The organism is Bacillus sp. MM09(2025) (assembly GCF_050496725.1).
GTDB lineage: Bacteria > Bacillota > Bacilli > Bacillales > Bacillaceae > Bacillus > Bacillus pumilus.
Window position 1 is genome coordinate 1,653,520 of the sequence record NZ_JBNWEN010000004.1, and the last position, 23,512, is coordinate 1,677,031.

General features: G+C 42.4%; 20 protein-coding genes and 2 pseudogenes. 18 read left to right on the top strand and 4 right to left on the bottom strand.

Features of this window, described 5'->3' with window-relative positions; genetic code table 11:
• Window positions 1–6: 6 nt before the first annotated feature.
• Together ACQYAC_RS14865 and ACQYAC_RS14870 are read left to right on the top strand one after the other, a co-directional pair.
• Window positions 7–954 (top strand): L-lactate dehydrogenase, encoded by a 948-nt coding sequence (locus ACQYAC_RS14865; RefSeq protein ID WP_003217251.1) that lies wholly within the window; start codon window positions 7–9, stop codon window positions 952–954.
• A 39-nt stretch (window positions 955–993) separates the two neighbouring features.
• Window positions 994–2,616: an L-lactate permease gene (locus ACQYAC_RS14870; protein WP_058015247.1), complete on the top strand. Its 1,623-nt coding sequence runs from the start codon at window positions 994–996 to the stop codon at window positions 2,614–2,616.
• 39 nt (window positions 2,617–2,655) lie between these two features.
• Here the strand turns inward: ACQYAC_RS14870 and ACQYAC_RS14875 are convergent, their stop codons facing one another.
• Entirely contained in the window at window positions 2,656–3,645 is a 990-nt protein-coding gene (locus ACQYAC_RS14875) for a LacI family DNA-binding transcriptional regulator (RefSeq protein ID WP_429943556.1), read from the bottom strand.
• Between the two features lie 109 nt (window positions 3,646–3,754).
• Between ACQYAC_RS14875 and ACQYAC_RS14880 the strand changes: the two genes are divergently transcribed.
• The 7 genes from ACQYAC_RS14880 (at window position 3,755) to ACQYAC_RS14910 (ending at window position 10,370) form a co-directional block, all read left to right on the top strand.
• Window positions 3,755–5,080, top strand: a complete 1,326-nt coding sequence (locus tag ACQYAC_RS14880) for a DegT/DnrJ/EryC1/StrS family aminotransferase (RefSeq protein ID WP_429943557.1) — start codon at window positions 3,755–3,757, stop codon at window positions 5,078–5,080.
• The gene (locus tag ACQYAC_RS14885; protein WP_429943558.1) at window positions 5,055–5,921 is read left to right on the top strand and encodes an HAD-IIB family hydrolase; all 867 of its coding nucleotides are present in this window, start codon (window positions 5,055–5,057) and stop codon (window positions 5,919–5,921) included. The genes ACQYAC_RS14880 and ACQYAC_RS14885 overlap by 26 nt, the downstream gene beginning before the upstream one ends.
• Entirely contained in the window at window positions 5,918–6,964 is a 1,047-nt protein-coding gene (locus tag ACQYAC_RS14890; protein ID WP_058015251.1) for a Gfo/Idh/MocA family protein, read from the top strand. The genes ACQYAC_RS14885 and ACQYAC_RS14890 overlap by 4 nt, the downstream gene beginning before the upstream one ends.
• 54 nt (window positions 6,965–7,018) lie before the next feature.
• Window positions 7,019–8,206: an MFS transporter gene (locus ACQYAC_RS14895; RefSeq protein WP_429943559.1), complete on the top strand. Its 1,188-nt coding sequence runs from the start codon at window positions 7,019–7,021 to the stop codon at window positions 8,204–8,206.
• Between the two features lie 109 nt (window positions 8,207–8,315).
• Complete coding sequence (locus tag ACQYAC_RS14900; RefSeq protein ID WP_058015253.1) at window positions 8,316–8,945, top strand: LysE family translocator; 630 nt, start codon at window positions 8,316–8,318, stop codon at window positions 8,943–8,945.
• Window positions 8,946–9,048: 103 nt separating this feature from the next.
• A complete protein-coding gene (locus ACQYAC_RS14905) occupies window positions 9,049–9,432 on the top strand; it encodes a UPF0715 family protein (protein ID WP_429943560.1) in 384 nt (127 codons plus the stop codon).
• A 179-nt stretch (window positions 9,433–9,611) separates the two neighbouring features.
• Window positions 9,612–10,370 carry a YqcI/YcgG family protein gene (locus tag ACQYAC_RS14910; RefSeq protein WP_429943561.1) on the top strand — a complete coding sequence of 253 codons (759 nt, stop codon included), beginning with the start codon at window positions 9,612–9,614 and terminating at the stop codon, window positions 10,368–10,370.
• Here ACQYAC_RS14910 and ACQYAC_RS14915 read toward each other — a convergent pair.
• Window positions 10,365–11,717: an amino acid permease gene (locus ACQYAC_RS14915; protein ID WP_429943562.1), complete on the bottom strand. Its 1,353-nt coding sequence runs from the start codon at window positions 11,715–11,717 to the stop codon at window positions 10,365–10,367. The two genes, ACQYAC_RS14910 and ACQYAC_RS14915, sit on opposite strands and share 6 nt — an antisense overlap.
• Window positions 11,718–11,800: 83 nt before the next feature.
• On the opposite strand from ACQYAC_RS14915, the gene ACQYAC_RS14920 reads away from it, so the two are divergent.
• From ACQYAC_RS14920 to ACQYAC_RS14930, 3 genes and pseudogenes are all read left to right on the top strand, one after another.
• The gene (locus tag ACQYAC_RS14920) at window positions 11,801–12,397 is read left to right on the top strand and encodes a DUF1989 domain-containing protein (RefSeq protein ID WP_429943563.1); all 597 of its coding nucleotides are present in this window, start codon (window positions 11,801–11,803) and stop codon (window positions 12,395–12,397) included.
• A gap of 197 nt (window positions 12,398–12,594) precedes the next feature.
• The gene (gene nadE, locus ACQYAC_RS14925; RefSeq protein WP_429943564.1) at window positions 12,595–13,416 is read left to right on the top strand and encodes an ammonia-dependent NAD(+) synthetase; all 822 of its coding nucleotides are present in this window, start codon (window positions 12,595–12,597) and stop codon (window positions 13,414–13,416) included.
• Window positions 13,417–13,538: 122 nt separating this feature from the next.
• A pseudogene (locus ACQYAC_RS14930) lies at window positions 13,539–14,340 on the top strand (transposase).
• 113 nt (window positions 14,341–14,453) lie between these two features.
• Here ACQYAC_RS14930 and ACQYAC_RS14935 read toward each other — a convergent pair.
• Window positions 14,454–15,032, bottom strand: coding sequence for a hypothetical protein (locus ACQYAC_RS14935; protein WP_429943565.1), 579 nt, complete (start codon window positions 15,030–15,032; stop codon window positions 14,454–14,456).
• A 1,232-nt stretch (window positions 15,033–16,264) separates the two neighbouring features.
• Between ACQYAC_RS14935 and ACQYAC_RS14940 the strand changes: the two genes are divergently transcribed.
• Window positions 16,265–17,377: a Rap family tetratricopeptide repeat protein gene (locus ACQYAC_RS14940; protein WP_041106640.1), complete on the top strand. Its 1,113-nt coding sequence runs from the start codon at window positions 16,265–16,267 to the stop codon at window positions 17,375–17,377.
• 249 nt (window positions 17,378–17,626) lie between these two features.
• Here ACQYAC_RS14940 and ACQYAC_RS14945 read toward each other — a convergent pair.
• Window positions 17,627–17,976 (bottom strand): annotated as a pseudogene (locus ACQYAC_RS14945) (NucA/NucB deoxyribonuclease domain-containing protein).
• A gap of 238 nt (window positions 17,977–18,214) precedes the next feature.
• On the opposite strand from ACQYAC_RS14945, the gene ACQYAC_RS14950 reads away from it, so the two are divergent.
• The 5 genes from ACQYAC_RS14950 to ACQYAC_RS14970 are packed head-to-tail and all read left to right on the top strand — an operon-like array spanning window position 18,215 to window position 23,487.
• A complete protein-coding gene (locus ACQYAC_RS14950) occupies window positions 18,215–19,072 on the top strand; it encodes a citryl-CoA lyase (protein WP_429943566.1) in 858 nt (285 codons plus the stop codon).
• Complete coding sequence (locus tag ACQYAC_RS14955) at window positions 19,069–20,502, top strand: aldehyde dehydrogenase family protein (RefSeq protein WP_429943567.1); 1,434 nt, start codon at window positions 19,069–19,071, stop codon at window positions 20,500–20,502. Before ACQYAC_RS14950 ends, ACQYAC_RS14955 begins: the two co-directional genes overlap by 4 nt.
• A gap of 9 nt (window positions 20,503–20,511) precedes the next feature.
• A complete protein-coding gene (gene aroD, locus ACQYAC_RS14960; protein ID WP_429943568.1) occupies window positions 20,512–21,285 on the top strand; it encodes a type I 3-dehydroquinate dehydratase in 774 nt (257 codons plus the stop codon).
• A gap of 38 nt (window positions 21,286–21,323) precedes the next feature.
• Window positions 21,324–23,084, top strand: coding sequence for a thiamine pyrophosphate-binding protein (locus ACQYAC_RS14965; protein ID WP_429943569.1), 1,761 nt, complete (start codon window positions 21,324–21,326; stop codon window positions 23,082–23,084).
• Between the two features lie 22 nt (window positions 23,085–23,106).
• On the top strand, window positions 23,107–23,487 hold the full coding sequence (locus ACQYAC_RS14970) for a cupin domain-containing protein (protein WP_003216877.1): 381 nt from the start codon (window positions 23,107–23,109) through the stop codon (window positions 23,485–23,487).
• The last annotated feature ends 25 nt before the right edge of the window (window positions 23,488–23,512 follow it).

The following is a 23,512-nucleotide window of genomic DNA, read 5'->3' on the forward strand; positions in this document are numbered from 1 at the left end:
AGATAAATGACAAACGAAAAAGTAAACAAAGTAGCACTTATTGGAGCAGGTTTTGTAGGTAGCAGTTATGCCTTTACATTAATAAATCAAGTGATCACAGATGAATTGGTTGTCATCGATTTGAATCAAGATAAAGCAATGGGTGACGTCATGGATTTAAACCACGGGAAAGCATTTGCTCCGCACCCAGTGAACACATGGTATGGAGATTATGAGGATTGTAAGGATGCAGACATTGTATGTATCTGTGCTGGAGCGAACCAAAAGCCAGGTGAAACGAGACTTGACCTTGTTGAGAAAAATTTAAATATATTTAAAGGCATTGTAGACAATGTGATGAAAAGTGGATTCGATGGTATTTTCTTAGTCGCCACAAACCCTGTTGATATTTTAACATATGCGACTTGGAAATTCAGTGGACTGCCAAAAGAACGAGTGATTGGCAGTGGAACTACACTTGATACTGCAAGATTTAGATACATGCTCAGTGAGTACTTTGACGCAGCGGCACACAATGTGCATGCGTACATCATTGGAGAGCATGGCGATACAGAGCTTGCTGTTTGGAGTCATGCGAATATCGGAAGTGTACCGATTACAGAATTAATGAAGAAAAATGATCAATACAAACAAGAAGATTTAGATGAGATGATGGAAAATGTCCGTCATGCCGCTTATCAAATCATTGAGAAAAAAGGCGCTACTTACTACGGCGTAGCGATGAGTTTGGCCCGCATAACAAGAGCGATTCTGCACAATGAAAACAGTATTTTGACTGTCAGCACTTACTTAGATGGAGAGTACGGAGCAGAAGATGTCTACATTGGTGTACCTGCCCTTGTGAATCGAAATGGCGCAACAGAAGTGATAGAGCTTGCACTGAATGATACAGAAAAAGAACAATTCGCGCACAGTGTGAATGTGTTAAAAGAGATTTTGGCTCCTCATTTTTAATCAAAAGCAACCTATCTGAGCAGAAAAGGATGAATCACTATGTGGCAGCAAATATATAATCCGTTTGGTAATGAATTCGTGAGTGCATTGGTAGCAATGCTTCCAATTTTGTTTTTCCTACTTGCATTAACCGTATTTAAGTTAAAAGGTGTTTTAGCCGCTTGTTTTACCTTAATCGTCAGTTTTGTAACAGCGGTTTTCTTCTTTCATATGCCAATTGAAAAAGCATTGTCTGCTGTGCTGCTCGGTATATCTAATGGGCTGTGGCCGATTGGATATATCGTCATCATGGCGGTGTGGCTCTATAAAATAGCTGTGAAATCTGGTAAATTCGATGTTATTCGTTCTAGTATTGCAGGAATTTCTCAAGATCAACGTCTTCAGCTCTTATTAATTGGTTTTAGTTTTAACGCATTTTTAGAGGGAGCCGCTGGGTTTGGTGTACCGATTGCGATTAGTGCCGCTCTCTTAACAGAGCTTGGGTTTAAACCGCTGAAAGCTGCGATGCTCTGCTTAATTGCCAATGCTGCGTCTGGCGCATTTGGTGCGGTGGGGATCCCAGTCATTACAGGGGCGCAAATGGGCAATATGACGCCGCTTGCATTATCTCAAACCCTTGTGTTTACGATTCCGTTTATTTCATTCTGTATTCCGTTCCTACTCATTCTCATTGTGGACGGATTCAAAGGGATTAAAGAAACGCTTCCTGCCTTGCTTGTTGTGAGTGGAAGCTATGCCATTTTACAAGCTGTCACAATGGTGACAATGGGTCCTGAGCTTGCCAATATTATTTCAGCATTAGCAAGTATGGGGATTTTGGCTTTATTTCTTCGAAAATGGCAACCGAAGCACATTTATCGTGAAGAAGGAGCACCAGCCATTGAACAGAAACAAACGTATCGCGGCGTTGAAGTGCTGAAAGCATGGTCTCCGTTTTATATTTTAACCGCCGTGATTACGGTATGGAGTCTGCCAGCATTTAAAGCATTGTTTGCTGTAGGAGGCCCGCTCAACTGGACAACCATTTTAGTGAAAATGCCATTTTTGCATCAGCAAATTGTGAAATTACCACCAATTGCACAAACAGCAACACCTATTGATGCGATCTTTAAAATTGATGTGATCAGTGCAACGGGTACTGCCATTCTGATTGCGGTGATGCTGACTGGTTTGTTTAGCAGACATATTACATTAACAGAAGGCGCTGCCTGCTTAAAAGCATCAGTGAAAGAGCTTTGGGTACCAGTTCTCACCATTTGTTTTGTCATGGGCTTTGCCAACTTGGCGAACTTCGCTGGTCTAAGTTCAGCCATTGGGCTTGCACTTGCCAAAACAGGCGATTTGTTCCCGCTTGTCAGCCCAGTGCTTGGCTGGATCGGGGTGTTTATTACAGGATCTGTCGTGAGTAACAACGCCTTATTCGGAAACCTTCAAGCGGTCACTGCTTCTCAAATCGGCTCACAGGCAGGTTTGTTAATCGGAGCAAATACAACGGGCGGGGTCATGGCGAAATTAATCTCTCCACAATCTATCGCCATTGCTACAGCAGCAGTTGGAGAAACAGGTAAAGAATCTGAGCTCTTCCAAAAGACTGTGAAGTACAGCTTCATCCTGCTCGGCATAGTGTGTATATGGACATTCATTCTTGCTCAATTTGTATAGGTTTAAAAAAGACTGAGACAGCTCTCAGTCTTTTTTTGTTTATGTCGATTCCCTTGTCACGAGCCGGGTAGGCAGCTGGATATGTTGACGCTGTAATGGTTTTTGGTCTTGCAGGAGCTCAATCAGTTGCTGCACAGACCGGTGGCCAAGCTCTACGATCGGGATGTCAATTGTGGTGATCGTTGGAGCTGTCACCTCGCAAATGTCTTGATTGTCATAGCCGATCACCGCTAGATCCTTAGGAATGTGATAACCATATGAAATGGCCTGTTTAATGAGCCCTGCTGCGACTTGATCATTACCGGTGAAAATGGCATCAGGTGCATTCTTCATGTCATGGATGACATCCATTAAGCGAAAACCGTCTTCAATGGTGAAGGCCTCCCCGAACAGCCAATCGTCATGCAGCGGCAAGCCGTGGGTAGAAAGAGCATCGAGATAGCCCTGTTTCCTTTGTTTCTGTGCTTCACTGCTTTCTGTATCAAAGCAAAACCCGATCTTTTTCCGCCCCGACTGAATCAAGTAGTCAACTGCTGTATAGGCAGCTTCTCGCTCATCGTATCCAATAATCGGAATGTCTGCTGTTTGATGATATTCATTCGCCATGACAATAGGGCCGTTCGTTAAAAATGGCTCGATCTTTTCCCACGGATTTTCTAATGCCCCTAAAATGACCCCATCTACTTCTCTTCTTTTTAATAATTGAAGACCTTCAAGCTCTAACGACTCCTGATAAAACGTCTGAAGCACGATCGCTTTATAGCCTTGATCCAGTGCTTCTTTTGAAATGCCTTTAATCAATTGTGCAAAAAAAGGATGGTCCACAGCCGGCACAGACACAGCAATGGTTTTTGTCTGATGTGAACGTAGAGTGCGAGCTGCTGAACTCGGTGTATATTCCATTTCTTTCATCACCTGTAAAATGAGCTGGCGCTTTTCCTCGGACACATATGGATGATGATTCAGCACTCTGGAAACGGTGGTGGTTGAAACCCCGCAGCGTTTGGCAATTTCATAAATTGTACACATATTAACAAATCCTTTACACAAAGTTATTGTTCTGAAATCGATAACATCATTTACAATGTGAAACAAGTTAAATATTAACAAATGGAATTGATCAATTGGAGGGAATGGAATGCAAATATTGACGAAGATATCAGGTAAAAGCAAGGATTATCTATCTTTGCTGGATATGATCAATCAAGGTGTTCAAGTAAAGTCTGATTCAGTTGAGAAGCACCTGGCAAATGAAAAGCTGGTGACGTTCCTCGAGCAAGATATAAGGCGCACTGGCTTGGAAAAAATTCTCTTCCATTATAAACAAAATAAGGAAAAAAAGATACCGTTTCTGCCAGTCGATAAACTGATTTCAGAGGATGAGATCGATGACATTATGCAGGTGCTGAAAGAAGTATTGAGTTCTGGCCGTTTTACTTCAGGGCCATATATTCCGGCGTTTGAAAAGCAGCTCGCTGAGTACTTAGGGAAGAAATATGTCATTGCCACGTCAAGTGGAACAGATGCCCTAATGATCAGTCTCATATCAGTAGGCGTCCATCCAGGAGATGAGGTCATTTTGCCAGCAAATAGCTTTGCTGCAACAGAAAATGCAGTGCTTGCGATTGGTGCTGTTCCGGTCTACGCCGATATTGATCCAGATACTTACTGCTTGGCACCGAGTGAAATAGAGAAGCATATCACAGATCAAACGGCATGCATTCTTCCGGTTCATTTATATGGAAAACAAGCGGATATGAAGGCCATTTCGGCGATTGCGAAAAAGCATGGGCTGAAAATCATTGAAGATGGCTGTCAGGCAATCGGGAGCACTGGCCTCGGAGCATATGGAGATGGGCTTGTTCTCAGCTTTAATCCATACAAAAATCTTGGTGTCTGCGGCAAGGCAGGAGCCATTGCAACAAATGATGAAGCATTAGCGGAGAAATGCATGGAGATCAGCTATCACGGCTTTGAAGTAGGAAAGAAAAATGTCAAACGCAGTGACTATGGCTTTAATTCGAAAATTGATAATTTGCAGGCAGCGATCGGACTCGAACGTATGAAGTATTTAGGATTACAAAACTTTAAACGTTTCTACTTAGCAAAGCGCTACATTGACCAGCTGCAAACGCTAGAGGATGAAGGATACTTGAAGCTTCCGAAGCTGACGGATGATCATGTCTGGCATCTGTTCCCGATCAGGGTGCTGAAGGGAGAACGAGATGAGCTTGCAGCGAAATTGCTGGAAATGGGCATAGAGACAGATGTTTATTACCCAATCCTATCGCATCAGCATCAAACAGATCTTGTTTCTCAAAAGTATAAACGTACATCACTTCCACATACGGAAAAAGCAGCACAGCAATTACTTCACTTGCCGCTGTATCCAGGCATGCCGCTGCAAGATCAGGAGAAGGTCATCGAGGGGGTTCAACATGTTATCAAGTCTTCCATTCAATAAAAAACTACTGAATCAGCCGAAAAATCCGAAGTGGATCGTCTTCTGTGATTTTGATGAAACCTATTATTCTCACGAAATGACAGAGGAGCAGCGAGAGGATGTCAAGCGGCTGGAGGCCTTTGTGGCACAAAAGAGCGAAGCAGGAGAGCTTATGCTTGGCTGGGTGACGGGAAGCAGCCTTGATTCTGTGACAAGCAAAATGGAAAAAGGCGGTTTTCATCAATTCCCGCATTTCATTGCATCGAACTTAGGGACTGAGATTGTGTATACATCAGATGCTCATTTTGGACAGCCAGATGCGGAGTGGATGAAGCGTCTGGATGCACAGGGCTTTTCAGATGAAAAAATTGAAGACATCCTCGAAACCATACGTGAAAAGGGAATTCATCTCAGACCGCAAACGCAGCTGGGCAGCTCAGGGTATAAGAAGAATTTCTATTATCAGGAGCAGGATGAGCGGACAGATCTTCATCATCTATCATTCATCCAAACACTTGCCAAAGAGCGCGGGGTGGCGGTCAACATCAACAAATGCAATCCGCTCGCAGGAGACCCTGCGGATTGCTATGATGTCGATTTTTTACCAGTCGGCACAGGGAAGGATGAAATTGTCCGCTTTATGCTGAAACAATATGATTTATCGAAAGGTCAAGGCTTTGCCTTTGGAGATAGTGGGAACGATTTGCGGATGCTTCAATCCGTCACGCACGGTTTCCTCGTCCAAAATGCGACGGCCGAAGCCAAGCGGCACCATCATCAAATTTGTCATCATGGGTATGCAAAAGGAATCTATGAAACACTGAAAACAGTGATGTATAAACATGAGGAGGCACATTCATGAAGAAAATTGGAATTGTTGGAGCAGGGAATATTGCAAAAGCACATGCAAGAGCATTATCAACGATCAAAGGTGCAGAGTTATCAGGTGTCTATGATTTACACGAGTCAGTTGCACAGGGATTCATTAAACAGTATGGCGGACGTGTGTATTCAAGTATCGAAACTTTAGCAGATGCATCCGATGGGTTGATCATTGCTTCCCCGAATTTTTGTCACAAAGACCATGCCCTTCAAGCACTAAGAGCAGGACAGCCCATTTTATGTGAAAAGCCGATGGCTGTGTCGCTGAAGGAAGCGAAGGAAATGGTGGAGACAGCCAAACAGTTCCAGGTTCAAGCCAGTATGGGCTTTAACTATCGTTACTTATCCTTTGTGAATATTTTGAAGAACTTGATTGCCAATGGTGAATTAGGCCGGATTTTAACTGTCAGGACTCATTTTAAGAAAAACAGTGCCCTCAGAAGAAAGACATTTTCATGGAGAGACAGCGGGGAGAGTTTGCGTACGAGCGGTGCATTAGGAGATCTTGGCATTCATTTAATTGATATGCTTTGGTACTTATTTGGCAGTGACATGAAGAAAGACTCCTTAAATACCAAGATGCTGACGCATGTAAAGGAAAAGGAAGAGAAAAAGGTACAGGTGGATGATCATACCGAAATTTTCGGTCAGATGGAGAATCAAGTGTTCTTTCATTTGGTCACATCCAAAAGCACGCAGCCGGAGGAATGCGGATTTAGTGTAGAAGTCGTTGGTCATGACAAGGTATTCAAATACCATACGAACATGAAAAACGAATATGAGATCAGCGATGGCTTGTGTGTGGAGCGTCATCAAATGCCGCAAACCCTGCTGACAGATCCGCCAAATGAATTTTACGGATGGTCTGATACGTTCCGTGATCAGCTGATGCACTGGGTGAATACAGATCCATATCCATCTCATATGAAAGTTGCTGATTTTGTAGACGGGTATCGCGCACAGGCTGCGCTTAATACATGCTTCGAGAGGGAAGAGGCTGTCGAGTCTGCTCGGGCATATTAAAGAGGTGGAGCGGAGGATGTCAAAACTCCGCTCCTTTTTAGAGGAAGTGAAAAGATGAAAAAAGTATTTTATTTTGGCTGTGTCTTTTATTTTTTTATTGGGACCATTCATGTGTTTTTTGGCAGCTTAACTCCTTATTTACTGTCTAGTTACGATAAGGGTCCTGGGGAATTATCATCTTTAATTTTTTTTCAGTTTATTGGTTTTTTGACAGGGGTTCTGTTATCCCCCATCCTTGTGAGGAAAAAAGGCTATGGCGCTGTTCTGACTATGGGTCTTTTGCTGATGATTGGGTCACTTCTGCTTGGGCTTTTGGTGCCGGGCTGGTCAACACTTGTGCTTGCAGGTTTTTTTCTTGGGAGTGGTGCAGGCAGCCTTGAGACAACGGCCGGAGCGTATGTGATTTCGATGGCAAACAGTGCAAAGCGAATCAGCATCATGGAGGTCTTCTTTGGGTTAGGAGCGCTGTTATTTCCACTTGTGATTTTACTGACTGTCAATGAACAGACGTGGCACTATGTGTTTTTATTTCAAGTCGGTGCACTGACTTTCTTCCTTATGCTCTGGCTTGCCTTTATGAACAAATTGCCTCGTGGACAGATGACTTCTCCTTCCAATGGGGGAAGAAAACCGTCCTTACTTGTTGATCGAAACAATCGAATCATTGTGGTAATCATGATTTGCTTTGCCTTTTTCTACGCAGGGATTGAAACGAACTTTGCGAACTTTTTGCCGTCGATCATGCTGGAGAAGGGGGGAGACAATTGGGGTCTCTTTGCAGTCTCCACTTTCTGGACAGCCATTGTCATCGGCAGAACCGTGATTGCGAGAAAAGCAGACCAGCTGCACCCGCTGCGTTTTTTAAAGCTAAGCGCAGCACTCATGATTCTGCTGCTCGTGGTCTTTGCTTTGACCACCCACATTGCCGCTCAGCTGCTTCTCATCTTTTTCATTGGCTTGTGCGCAGCTGGTATGTTCCCAATCGCACTGACTGCATCTGCATTAATGATTGAAAATGCCATCGACGAGGCCACGAGTTACTTTATTGCAGCCGCAAGTTTAGGCGGAGCCTGTTTGTCCTTCTTGATCGGCTTTAGTCTTGAATGGGCAGGAGCAGCAAGTGCCATCTTTGTTTTCGCCTTCTTAGCTGTTCTTCTATTTGCAGCTGCGATTCAAATGAATCGTATGAAGAAAAAAGAAACCGTTCTCCCGCAGCAGTCGGTACTGAAAGCGGATCGATAAGCGATATCAATGCCCTTGAGTCCGCCTGAAAAGATGACAAAGGACTTGTACTAAACCATAGAACGTTTGAATAATATGTACAAGTCAACATCAAAAGGAGGACGTCTATGTGGCGGTGTTTTTTGGGTATATCTTTTTAGGGTTGTCACTTTCAGCGCCTGTTGGGCCAGTGAATGCTGCCCAAATTGATAGAGGGATTAAAAGTGGCTTTTGGCATGCGTGGATTTTTGGGGTGGGGGCAATGGCTGCGGATATTGTCTACATGCTCCTCATCTATTTTGGTGTCGCCCAGCTTTTGACTGCACCTCTTGTGAAAACCTTTTTGTGGCTGTTCGGTTTTTTCGTTCTAACCTATACCGGAATTGAAAGCCTTCGTAAAATCAACTTGCAGGAAAGTCCAAAGAAGGATGGAGGAAACACGTCGATCGGGCATTCGTTCATGACGGGATTTTTCATTTCTCTTTCCAATCCGCTCAGTATTTTATTTTGGCTTGGGATCTACGGCAGTATTTTGGCCAATACGATCGAAAAGTATGGGGCATCTCAAATGCTGATGTACAGCATAGCTATTTTTATCGGCATGTTAATCTGGGATTTCAGCATGGCGCTGCTGGCTAGTTCGTTTAGGCGCTATTTAAGTGAACGTGTCTTACATGGCTTATCCGTTCTTGCAGGCTTATCTTTACTTGGTTTCGGCGTCTACTTTGGGTATCAAGGGATCATGGCGTTGATCGGGTAGAAAAGCAGACTGACATGTCAGTCTGCTTTTTTTGTAAGAATTGACAGGCATAACAGATTCTTGAATAATGGTGAGATATAAAATGGATTCAAGGAGCTTTGCCATGCGTATTTTTCTTCCAGTCTTCAACTATTTGTGCATGCTGATCTTATCAGTCATCATAGCAACATTCGTATATACCCTGCTATTTATCCCGCCTGAAGCAGGCTTTGGTTATGTGGAGATGACAAGTCTGCTCATTTTGATTGCTTATGTAGTGTTTGCTACACCGATTCAGCTTGTTTTACACAGGCATCCTAGAAAGTTTCGAGGCCGTGACTTACTTGTTTATTTTCTTGCGGCGTGGGTGATTTGCTCTGCGTTAGCGTTATGGATTGATTATGGACTGGTTGTGTTCATTAGCTACAAAGTCTATCTGTTTTGCTTTTGCTCAGCCCTCATTTATTGGGTGCTCGACTCTGTCTTTTTAATGAAGAACCAATCATAGGGTTGATACAAAAGTGCTCTATGAAAAGAAGCAGCATGGCGTGAAAGACACACATACATGCTCAATTTGAACGAGAACATCCACCTCTTGAATGCGCAATGAAAGTCGCTTAGGGACAGTCACCACAGCCTTTTTTTCTCATAGGCTATGGAGAAGACGCTAAAACGAGGTGGAAAGAAATGGCCCAGTTGTATGCAAAAAGTTGCCTTGATCAAAATCTACGATCACTAGAAGAATGGAAGCAGGATGCTTTTACGCTATTTGGAGAGATGGTAGGAGATGAGGCAGATACATTCCCTTGTGTCCCCGGAAGACAGGGATTTTTTCTCGATCATTTACGCTATGGGTTTGTGGGTGATCCGAGGGAAGAGGAGGCTGTTGAGGAATTAGCGCAGCTACTGAGAGAATATCAAAGCTGTGCGAAAGAAACGGGTCAATATGCTTCATTTGTTTGCTTTTTTGAGACACCGCAGGATTTGAAGGAATATTCGCTCGAAGAGTATGAGGAACAGTTTTGGTCGCTCGTTCAGCAATTACACGAAAAGGATGAAATGAAGTGGCCCGAGGACATTCCGACAGATCCAGAAAATCATGAATGGGAATTTTGTTTTCATGGTGAACCCTATTTTATTTTATGCGCAACACCAGCTCACAAGCTTAGAAAAAGTCGTCACTTTCCTTATGTGATGTGGGCGTTTCAACCAAGATGGGTATTTGAGAAGATGAACGGATCTACCACATTCGGTCAAAAAATGAGCAAACTTGTTCGGAAAAGGCTCAAGGCATATGATCAAGTAGATGTCCATCCAGCGTTAAAGTGGTATGGTGATCAGAAAAATCTAGAATGGAAGCAATACTTTCTCTCAGATGATGAGGCGGAGAAACCAGCCTCCGCCAAATGTCCTTTTACTGCATTAAGAAACATGATGAAATTATGATGCGGTCTGATCTTGCTGCTTCCACTTTCTTCTCATAAATAGCACCATAATGGCAATCACTGCAATGATCCCAAGGCTGATAAAAAAGCCCGGTCGTCCGCTTGCCTCTGTTAAAGTGCCTGAAATGGCGGCTCCAATCAAGAGAAGCGCAAGAAGCATTTCGCACGTTTGGCGAGTGGATGGCTTTGATAGTTTTTTACTTGAGAACAGAATGAAGACCCACGTGTACAGAAGGGTAAGACCGGCTGCTGTTGTGAGATGCTCGTAGATGTGTTTGGACAAAAAGAGTGCAAGCAAAATCGAGACAATTAATCCAGCAGCAGTTAAAATAATCGAAGGCCATCCGACATGAGAAGGGTCTTTTTGTTTAAAACAAGCAGGTGCATCTTGATGCTCTGACATCGTGCCAAGCAGCGTCGTGACTGCATAGAGTGAGGCAACCAATGTCGAAAAGCCGGCAATAATGAAAATGCCATTAAAGATATGAAGAAAGATCGATAAATGAAATGGATCTAATGATGTAATAAATGGACTGCTGTTCTCGTTAAAGGCTGTTACTGGGACAAGCAGGAGAGCAAGACCAATTGAGACGATATAGATAACCGCTAGAATCATCAGCATGACCCGTCCAGACTTTGCTGCATCCTTCGGGTCTTTTAAATGAACCGCCATCAGCCCCATGACCTCAATTCCCCCAAATGCATAAAACGCGTAAATCAATCCATTCCAAAGACCAAGTGCACCGAGCGGCATCCATTCGTGATCTTTGTTTGGCAGATGCAGGGTAGGTTTATGATCTGTTAGAATGCCGAATAACACGAGCACCGCCAGGATCATAAACAGAAAAATCGCCGCTGTCTTCAGTACCGCAAGGACATTTTCTGTCTTTTGAAAAGAAGAGAGCCCTATGATTATCACGAGCAGGGCAAGAGCGGAATAAATGGCAGAAAACACCCAGAGCGGCACAGATGGAAACCAGTGGCGGGTAAAAAGAGAAATCGCTGTTAACTGACTTCCTGTAATCAGCATTTCTGCAAACCAATACACCCAGCCATTGCTAAACCCTGCCCAGCGTCCATATGCTTTACGAGCATAGGAGCAAAACGACCCTTTATCAGGGTTATCAGCTGTCATCGCAGCCAAATGTTTAAAGACGAGATAGGTTCCAACCGCAGCAAGTAAAAAAGAAATGCAGACGGAAAAACCGGACTTTGTAATGGCAATGCTGGAACCAAGGAAGAAACCAGTGCCAATCGTACAGCCGACTCCGATGAGAGAAAGCTGCCACCAAGATAAAGTTTGTTCTTCTTTCAATGCATGCGCAACACCTTTCTGTTTCAATGACATTAGCTTGTGACCGCCTCTTTTTTTTATACATGATCAAGAAAGAGGACGTTTTGGGCATACTGTCAAGGAAAGGAGTGCATGTGATGAACGGAGAACATGTCATTTTACCAAAGGGCAGACTCGGCTTTCGTTTAGGAAAAGGCCAATGTATGCGGGTGGTTGATGTTGAAGGCCAGCAAGTAGCAGATGTGATGGCTTATCACGAAAAGGATTTTTATGAAAAATTTGACCAAGGCGCGACAATGGACAGCCTATTTTCATCAAAAGTGAAAAAAGGCGATAAACTCTATTCTAACTTATACAAACCGATGTTTACGATCATTGAAGACACTGTCGAATGCCATGATTTATACATGCCCGCCTGCCGGCAAGAAATGTATCAGCTTTTATATGGACGGACGCATTTAGAGGTCATGCATACATGCTACGATAATTTGCGGAATGCCTTTGAACCATTTGGGATTCCGAAGGAGGATATGTACTACCCTTTTAATGCCTTTATGAATACAGTCATTGATGAAAAAGGAAAGCTGTCTGTGGAGCTGCCAAAATCTCTTCCCGGTGATTACATTCGTCTGCGAGCCGAAAAGGATCTCATTGTGGCCGTATCCGCATGTCCTGCTGATATTGGGAAGTGTAATGGTGCAAACTGTACATCGATACGGGTAGAAATTGATTGAAAAAGAAAGGGCCAGTCCATATAGACATGGTCTTTTTCATTTATGAATGTTTGATTATGAATGAAATAGGGGAACGTCTAACAAAATGTTCTTCCTGAAAACATGGTATAATGAAGATTCAAAAAACGTTGTCAAATCAATGAATTCAGAGTAAAACCTGTTCTCTTCATGTAGAGGATGCTTAGGAGGAAAAGTGTATGAGTTTGCAAAAAAAGATCAGCCAAGAGTTGCATGTGCAGCCCTCAATTGACCCAAAGCAGGAGATTGAAAAACGGGTTGGATTTCTAAAGGACTACTTGAAAAAAACCGGTGCGAAAGGATTCGTTCTCGGCATTAGCGGCGGACAGGATTCAACGCTCGCTGGCCGTCTTGCACAGCTCGCTACATCTGAACTGCGTCAAGAAGGAAAAGAAGACGCAGTCTTTATTGCGGTGCGTCTCCCGCATGGTGTGCAGCAGGATGAAGATGATGCACAGCTCGCTTTATCATTTATTCAGCCGGACAAGTCGTGGAAATATGATATTGCGCCTGCTGTGAAGGCATTCAGTGAACAATATCAAAAAGACATGGGCGGACCGTTGTCTGACTTTAATAAAGGGAATGTTAAAGCGCGCATGAGAATGATCGCACAGTATGCTGTCGGAGGAGAAGAAGGGTTACTTGTCATTGGTACAGATCATGCAGCCGAAGCAGTCACTGGATTCTTCACGAAGTATGGTGACGGCGGTGCAGACGTTCTCCCGCTCACAGGTCTGACGAAACGCCAAGGCCGGATGCTGCTAGAAGCGCTGCAAGCACCAGAGCGCCTATACTTAAAGAAACCAACAGCCGATCTGCTTGATGATAAACCTCAGCAAACGGATGAAACAGAACTAGGCATTACGTACAATGAAATTGATGATTACTTAGAAGGTAAGCCCGTGTCAGAACAAGCAGCAGAAGCGATTGAAAAGCGCTATGTTCAATCAGAGCATAAACGCCAAGTACCCGCTTCCATGTTTGATGACTGGTGGAAATAAAAAAGAGACCTCTCCAGAAGATGGAGAGGTTTCAGGCTGTTGAGAAAATCTCGACAGCTTTATTTTTTTCCTTAAAGTTTCCATCTCCAAATTTTATAATAGAGTTAAGTCCACTTTTTCTTATGTTCCACACTAGAAATTTTTCTCAGCACGAAGTCGAATTTGTATTACTAGATCAACTGGTCGAAGAGGATCACCTGCTTCGTAAAATTGATCAGTACATTGATTTTTCATTTATCATAGACAAAGTCAAACCATATTATAGTGAGGATAAAGGTCGTCCTTCTCTTGATCAACTTATTTTGTTTAAAATGATATTTATCGCATACCTGTACGGTATCCGTTCCGTATCTTGATCGATTGGATCACCAAATCACCCGATTTGATTTTCAAGTAGAAGCGGTTGCCATTGATTCTGGTTATTTGACAACATCAATCTGTAAAGGATTTATCCGATCGCCGCATTTTTGGTGTCATCGCACATAGACGCTTTCATCGAACAAGAGGAAATTCCAGTATCATTTTGAACATGATCATTACATATGCCCAAATGGTGAAAAGCTATCATATACGACAACTGACCGAAAAGGTTATAGGTACTATAAATCAGACCCTAAAAAATGCGTTTCTTGTCCTTTCCTTGAAAGCTGTACAAGATCGAAAAATCATCAAAAAGTGATCTCAAGACATGTATGGGAGGAACAAAAAGAAAAGATCAGACAAAATCGTCTGTCTATCTTTGGAAAAAAGTTATATAAAAAGAGAAAAGAAAAAATAGAGCGAAGCTTTGCAGATTCAAAACAACTGCAAGGGCTTCGCTACTGTTGGTTGAGGGGAAAACAGAATGTGAGTGTGCAAGTTCTTCTCACAGCTGCGTGCCAGAACATGAAAAAGAATGCCACAGACCTAGCCAAGCTAGGCTAGGTCTGTGGGAGGCCTTTTTCATTAAATTTCATCCATCATAATTACGTTGAAAATAAAAAAGCAGGCTCCAGTAAGAGCCTGCTTTTTTATTCATTGTTGCTTAACAGTAATTTTTAAGGTATTTTTACAGTATATGCTAAATCAACAAACATAATATTTACGCCTACATCAACTTTCTTATATTTGTTTTTAACTGCCCATGCAACAGCACCAGAAGTTCCAGCAGTAATAGCCGCAGCGGCTCCAGCACCCCATGGTCCAGCAGCAGCAATTCGACTTGTGTACCAACCGATATATCCGGCTGCAAATCCACCTGCTACTATGGCATTCATGCTTCTAACTTTCGGTCCTAATTTGAGGTGTAAACCTACAAAACCTAATGTCTGCATGTCACCTTTTTTCTCATTCACTTCAAAGCTAAATTCTTCTGATTTCATTGAAGTCATTAGTAGACTGTCGTGTTCTGAAATTCCCATTTCCATAAGGGTTTCTTTATCAGCTGTAAAATGAATATTTCCATCCTTATCTAATTCGAAGTAATTAGATAGTTTCTCTGCTAATTCCAATTGTTTTTTATCTACACTGACTGGAGGGGTCTCATTATTACCTTGACTGGCATGACTAATCATTGGAGAAGAGAAACCAAATGTAATAGTAAGCACACATAACACTACTAGAAATTTTTTAAACATATGTACCACTCCTATTTGTTTTTTGGGGTAACGCATACATGATATTTCCTTCTATTAGGGTGGAATACTTAGAGGTTAAGGAGAGTAATAAAATGTATTTATTCTTATTCACTTTGATTTATTGTGTAATCACACAGATGTTGAGTTTTTCCTTTGAGATGTCTTTTGGTGTGTACTTGATAGGTTTAGCTTTAATCAAAGGACTTTCCAGTGGGGAAATTAAAGACATCTTTAATTTCAAAAAGACAAGGGACGTGTTCAAAGAAAACAGATTTATAGATTCTTTGATGGAATTGTTTTCTTTGGTAATAGTGTTTATTAATGCATACATAATTGATTATGAACCATTCTCTCCTTTTGAGTTTGTTTATACTTTTTTCTTGCTTGTAGTTCTGTACAGGTTCCTATTTTGGGGGATCATAAGAGAGTTTAAAAAATGGTTGCATAAAGAGTCATAAGAGACATGGGTTTATAAAAATCACTCACTTTCTTTGATATATTCCAATGCTACCATTTATTTCTTTATAATTGGTAATATAGTGGGAATTTTATTTTTCAGTTGCGGTGTCCGCAATTAAGGTTCTTTTAATTGGGAGGGGAAATTTCGAATAGAGAAGAATTAGATTGTCAATTATCGCTAATGAACAGGCTGGAGAGCCTGTTTTTTTGTTTCTTAATATTATGTTTTTGTTGAAAAATTCCATTTTCTTGCGGTGTCCGCAGCATTTTTTTTATTTTTCAGTGCTTCATTTTGACGGATTTTTTTTGTGATAAAATCCAGTCACTGCGGAGGTGAATCATGTGAAGGTAGAAGTAGGAATAAACCTGTTTGAGATAGGATTACTCATTCTAGGTGTTTCAGTTTTGTTTTTAATCAAAGCTAAAGAGGAACGAAAACGAAAAAGAAAGAGCTAGGCTGCTTCTTGAAAGGCGCTTGACGGAAATCAAGAGATTTTAACACTCACATAGAGATTTACTTAAAAATTTCAGTTGAGATCGCTCAGATTTGATTCTGATCGCTTTTTTTGTTTAGGTATTAAAAGTAGGGATGGTGTGTCAAAAACGCTTATAAGGGCTTTAAATGTGTTTTTTCGTTTTGGCTACTGAAATCAGTTTGAAAATCTGTTTGCGAGATACCGAAAATTTTCAAAATTGGAACTAAAATGGGTTTTGGACGTATTTCATGTGCTAGGATTTAACATAAAACGGCAAAAATTGAGGGGGATGAATAAATGGCAGCTGTATCTTCAGCGAAAATCGGTCAGAAGATTAATGAATGGTATCAGAATATCAAGAGGCTGAATGTAACAGATGCGGAAATGCTTCGGAGTGAGATCAGAAGGGATTTAGACATCATGGAGGAAGATGAGCAAGCTGTTCTTTATTTTCAGCTTATGGAATTCCGCCACGAACAAATGCTTGAATACATGAATCTAGGAGCTCGGAAATTAAACAAAGCGGAGTACCTGCGATCAGTTGAAGGGCAAGGGCGGAAGCTTACTGGAATCCTGGAATACTATTTTAATTTTTTCAAAGGGATGTATGAGTTTTCGCAAGGTGATTACATTACTGCGATTACTTTTTATCGACAGGCAGAAAAACGGTTGGATCGAGTGGCGGATGAAGTTGAAAGAGCAGAGTTTTACTTCAAGATGGCAGAGATTTTCTATCACATGAAGCAAACTCAAATGTCTATGTATTACATCATGCTAGCCCTTGATACATATAAGGCGCACCCGACTTATCTTGTCCGAGAAATTCAGTCTCGTTTTGTTGTTTCAGGAAATTATATTGATCTTAACAGTTCTGAAAAGTCTCTCCCGCATTTAGACAAAGCATTAGAAAAATCACATGCGATTAAGGATGAATTAATGATTGGTATAAGTTTGATGAACTTGGGTCACTGTTATTCTAGTTTGGAAAAATATCAGTTGGCATTAGATCATTTGGAGGAAGCTGAAATTTATTTGAAACGTCATTCTCACATACGAGCAATCCTTTATCAGCAGGCTCTGATCCATTTTAAATTGGGTAACGATGAATTGGCCAAGGAATATTTGCAGCGTGGCATAGATTATCTAAAATCAAACCCTGATCAATTATTCGAATCTTTGTACGATTTTCTTGTAAACCTATATATAAAGCCACTTAATCTTGATGATCTCAAGGATATTTTGAAACGATTTGATAACATTAGGGGTTATCCATATTTAGAAGAACTGGCATTAGAGTCCGCAGAATTTTATACTAAATGTGAGCGTATGGAGGAATCTGTATATTTGTATCAGCAAATGGTGTACGCTCAAAAACAAATTCGAAGGGGCGACTGTTTGTATGAACATTAGAAAAAGCTTTGTTTTAGCTGGTCTTGCGATCATGATGTTGGTTGGTGGTTCATATCTGAATCATACCGAGACTGCTATGGAGTTGGCTATTCGATTAGGTACATGAAAAATGGCAGACCTTTTGGGTCTGTCTATTTGGAAATTCTTCTGGAACAACACCAATGCACTAACAGATACTCAGAAAAAATCCCTTCCAATTGGATAGGGATTTTTTGAATAAGCTGCGATCTAATTCAAAGTTGCATAACCCTAATCAACAACAAACAGTACGGCCGTTCCATCTTCGTATTCATTTAGTTGATGGGACACCCAAGATCCCGCACCTCGATTGTCTGAAGGAGATATTTATTCTATATCGGCACCTGCACCGCCTTCTTCACACATAGACATAGGGAATTCATCTCGATCATATCCCCTTTTTGTTGGTATGTTTTTCAATGATTCTTCTCTATTTTTATCGGCACCTTTTTTATGTCTCGTGCTGTTTCTGGATACTTATCAGTCGGAAACTTCAATTTCACATCATACTGAGACCTCTCCAGAAGAAGGAGAGGTTTTTTTATGTCGAAGAGGGTTTGACAAAACAACCAAAAATTCATTAAATTAGTAGAACGATCTACTTAAGTCCATTTAACTAAATATCAATTTTTTTGATTAAAAAAAGCAAACATCATTAGTTCGATTCACTTAATTTCACTGCCATTGACAGTATTTTCAGAAAAAATGATTGACGAAGAAATAGAATGCGCTTACAATGAAACCACATTCCGAAAAGTGAAATTAGATTCCACTGTATGGAATAAAGGGGTGATTCACTCCAAATAAGAAGCTAAAGGAATGATTGACACAATGAAAAATCGAAGTGCACTGGAAATTTACAAAGAGGGGGGCGCTTGGTGGGAAACTGAGATTAGTCATATTCAAAAAAACTCAATTGAACTTCGAGGTTATCCGATTGAAGAACTGATTGGTGAACTGTCGTATCCACAAATGCTTTATTTACTGCTTGTTGGTGAATTATTGGATGAATCAAAAGCAGCTCTTTTTGAAAGTGTTCTTGTCGCAGGTGCGGACCATGGACCAAGAGCGCCATCTATTGCAGCAGCCAGAATGGCGGTGACTTGCGGCATTTCGTTTAATTCATCTGTTGCAACAGGGGTGAATCTATTAGGTGATATTCATGGCGGAGCCGGTGAGAAGGCCATGCGTATGTTATACGAAGCCAAAGCGATCTACAATGATCAAAAGGATATACAGTCTGCGGCCAAGCAAGTATGTCACACATGGTTAACTCGCAAGGAAAAAATTCCGGGGATCGGCCATCAGCTTCATGATGATGATCCGAGGGTGAGACGTCTATATGAGCTGAGTCACACATATGTCCAGCAAGGTCTTATCAGTGGGATATATTTACGGTTAGCCGAAGCGATTAGACATGAGCTTGAACACCTGAAAGGGAAGAAAATCACGATGAATATAGACGGTGTATCTGCTGCCATCCAATGTGAATTAAACATTCCAGCAGAAGCAGCAAAAGGCATTTTTTCCTTATCCAGAGGAATGGGCATCGTGGCGCATGCATATGAGGAACTGACAAGGGGAGCCCTCGTGAAGGGACCTTGTCCGAACGAAGAAAGATTGGTTCGTTATGCAGGACATGGAACGCGGCACTTGAAGGAGGGAGAGAAAATTTGAGCCATTTGAAAGCGTTATCATATATAAACGGCGAGTGGATGGATTCCGGTCGTGTGAAAGCAGATATCACAAATCCTTACTCAGGAGAAAGGATCGGTACATCATATCTCGCCTCACCAGAAGACATAGAACAGACACTTTCTATTGCGCAGCAGGCTAAAAAACAAATAGCGGGAATATCGGCAATTGAACGCTCAAAGATTCTAACAAAAGCAGCCGCCTTGCTTGAAGAACAAAAAGACCATTTTGCAAAACTGATTTCGTTAGAATTAGGCAAACCGCTTAAAAATACAAGAGATGAAGTCTCACGATCAATTGAGACGCTGGCGCAATCGGCGGAAGAAGCGAATCGATTAATAGGTGAGACCATTCCTGGCAATGTATCATCGCGTGGACAGGGAGCAATGGCCATGACATTTAAAGTACCAGTCGGAGTTGTGCTGGCGATTACTCCTTTTAATGCACCGCTCAATTTAATTTGTCACAAAGTTGGCCCGGCTTTTGCGGGAGGGAATGTCATTATTTTGAAGCCTGCACCGCAAACTTCAGCTGTTGCTACAGCGTTTGTGAAACTCCTTCTCGAAGCAGGGTTTCCTGAGGCAAGTTTGCAGCTTGTGATTGGCGGAGTCGACGCTGGGAAACAGTTAGTTATTGATGAAAGAACAAATCTCATCTCTTTTACCGGCGGGGCTGCCGGAGGAGAACAGATTACAACTTCTGCGGGATTAAAAAAAGTATTGCTCGAACTCGGAGGGAATGGCGCGACGATTGTTCATCACGATGCTGATATTGAACAAGCCGCATCCCTTTGTGCCAAGACAGGCTTTAGTAATTCTGGTCAAAGCTGTATTTCTGTCCAAAGAATTTATGTCCACCAGGAAATTATGCCGTCGTTTACTGAGGTATTAAAACAAAAAGTAGAGCAGCTTGTCGTTGGAGATCCGTTGTCCAGTGAGAGTGATATCGGCTGTATGGTCGATGTACAGGCCGCGCAGCGAGTTGAGGCATGGATACAAGAGGCGGAGAGTATGGGGGCAAAGCTTTTATGTGGAGGAAAAAGAAATGGAGCGAGCATCACACCGGCTATTTTGCTAAACCCTCCGAAACAGGCCAAGGTCGTCTGTGAGGAAGTGTTCGGCCCAGTTGTCAGTATTCTCCCTTATGAGGAGCTGGAGGAGGCAATTAAAAAAGCAAATGATAGTCGATATGGTTTGCAGGCAGGGATCTTTACGAATCAGCTGGATGTGGCATTACACGCAGCAAAAGAGCTTGAAACTGGCGGTGTTGTCATCAATGGGACATCGAATTTTAGACTGGATCATTGGCCTTATGGTGGGATTAAGCGAAGCGGCCTTGGAAGAGAAGGTCCACGTTTCGCCATTGAGGAGATGACCGAAACCAAAATGGTCGTGCTTCCACAGGGTCTGTGAAAGGGGCGTTTGGATGTGAATGCATTTCAGCAAAAGATAAAAAGTGTGCAGACAGGCGCTCAGCCAATGATTTGTACGCCGCTCATCGGACAAACAAAGGAAGAATTGTTTCATGAGGTCGAGGTGTTAACTGAGAAAAAGCCAGATGTGATAGAGTGGCGGGCGGATTTTTTTCATCACCTTCATGACAAGGAACAAGTGATAGAAACCCTTAAGGGAATGGTAGAAAGGGCAAAGGGCATCCCATTTTTATTCACCATTCGTTCTGAAAAGGAGGGCGGCGAAAGTATATCACTCTCGGAATCTGAGAAGGTTTCTTTGCTTGCCGAGCTTTGTTCCACTCAGCTTGTGGACGCCGTTGATTATGAATTGATGCATGATGTGACACATATACAGCAAGTCAGTCAGGCGGCTAAGAGAAATGGGGTTACCTTGATTGTGTCGTATCACGATTTCCAGCGTACCCCTGAGGTAGATCGTCTCATGCAGCTATTCGTCAATGCAGAATCAGCCGGCGCCGACATCGCAAAGATCGCAGTGATGCCGCATTCCTATGACGATGCATTAACACTGCTCTTAGCGACCAGCCATGCGAAAAAGCAGCTGTCAATTCCCGTTATTTCGATGGCAATGGGGGAATACGGGGCTTTTACAAGAATGATTGGCGGACTTTTTGGATCTGTCATGACCTTTGCTGTAGGGAAAGAAAGCTCAGCTCCCGGGCAAGTGGCGATACAGGATTTGAACAATGTTCTATCTATTGTGTTTTCAAAGAATAAGTGAGTAGCAGATTCATAGCTGCACCGTGAGAGGAGAGAAACATGAAGAAGAATATTTCTACACAGGTTACTCAGTACTTAGAAAATCGGGGAGTCGAGCATATTTTCGGTCTCTGTGGTCATACGAATATTGCTTTTTTATCAGCGCTTGAAAAAAGCTCGATTCAATTTGTAAATGTCAGGCATGAACAGATAGCGGCACATGCAGCAGATGGTTATGCGCGAGCAAAGAAACAGACGGCTGTTGTGCTCAGTCATCTAGGTCCTGGACTCACCAATGCGGCAACAGGGGTAGCGAATGCAGCACTTGATTCCATTCCAATGGTTGTTATTGCAGGCGATGTCCCAAGTCATTACTACGGAAAGCACCCACATCAAGAGATCAATCTTCATTCCGATGCCTCTCAATACGAAATTTACCGACCGTTTGTGAAAAGAGCATGGCGAGTCGATATTCCAGCATTATTTCCAGAGATTTTATCAAAAGCATTTCAGTTAGCTGAAAGCGGCCGTCCTGGCCCAGTGCTGATATCTGTTCCAATGGATGTGTTCTCAAAGGACCTAGATGTGTCCTTGTTTGAACAAATCAACCATCATACACAGACCATTGAAAAACCTTCAATTGATGATCAAACAGCCAATCGGATATTAGATCGATTGCTGCAGGCAGAAAGGCCGCTCTTATATGTAGGGGGAGGCATTTTACTAGCTGATGCAGCTGAAGAATTAAAGGCATTTTCTGACCATCTAAGTATCCCTGTCGCCCATTCTTTGATGGGGAAAGGAGCCATACCGGATGATCACCCAATGACCCTTGGAATGACAGGGTTTTGGGGGACAAAATTTATTAATGATCAGTGCAAAGAAGCAGATTATATATTGGCTTTAGGCACCCGTTTTGCTGAAGCTGATGCGAGTTCGTGGGAATCAGATTATACATTCCGCTTCCCATCAACCAAGCTCATTCATATTGACATTGACCCGAATGAAATTGGACGTAACTATCCTGTTGACATTGGAGCAGTAGCCGATCTTAAGCAGGCCTTGACTGTACTCAATCGAGTGGCGAGAGAAAGATTGCCAGAAGGGCTGAATCGACCTGAATTGAAAAAGGAAATTGCGGCATATCGTAAGGATTTTCAGGCGGGCAACCTGACGAACATTCAAGATGAATCTTTCCCAATGAAGCCGCAGCGTATTTTGCAGGAAGTGCGGGAAGTATTGCCGCCAGATGCCTTTATTACAACGGATGTTGGCTGGAATAAAAATGGGGTCGGACAGCAATTTCCTGTGCTCACGCCAGGGACCATTCTAACTCCGGGAGGCTTTGCAACGATGGGATTTGGAGCCCCTGCTGCGCTTGGGGCAAAGATTGCCCAGCCTGACCGTGTCGTTGTGTCACTCGTTGGGGACGGCGGATTCGGTCAAAATCCATCTGTTCTCGCAACAGCCGTTGAAGAGAACATTCCTGTTGTGTGGATTGTAATGAATAACAGTGCATTTGGAACAATAGCCGGCTTGCAAATGGCGCACTATGAAACGACGTACGGTACTGTTTTCAGAAAAGGTGGAGATAGCTATTCTCCAGATTTTGCTGCCATTGCAAGAGGTTATGGGATGAAGGGGATTAAAATCACCTCTGCTTCTGAATTCAAAGAAGCTTTGGCTGAAGCAATTGCATCTCAAGAGCCTTGCGTCATCGATGTAGCAATGAAAAATGATCCTGTCCCTACGGATGGACATTGGAATATTAATGATATTTATTCACCAAATTCAAAGCGCTCACATGTCAGCGTGAATTAAACATAACGAGGAGGAATGAACAATGAAAATTAAAGTATTAAATCCGTTTCAAGATGGGAACCCATTATGGTTAGGTTTAGATCATCCAGAGGAGCAAATGATTCGGAAGGTATTTCAAACCATTACACCAGATACTGTTGGGTCAGAGCATATGATGGCGGGTCTCACCATTTTTGAACCGGGAGAAGCAAGTTCAGTGCACAATCACCCGGGTTCAGAGGAATTTGATTATGTGATTAAAGGATCTGGTGAAGTCATTTGTGATGGAGAAAGGCAGTCCTTTAAACAAAATGATTTCATGTTCATTCCAGATGGTGTCTCGCATCAGCATGTAAATACAGGAGATGAACCTTTATGGCTCATTTGGCTTTATACACCGCAAGGGCAGCTTCCGAAGGATTAAAAAAACTGCACCGGTAAGCCCTCCT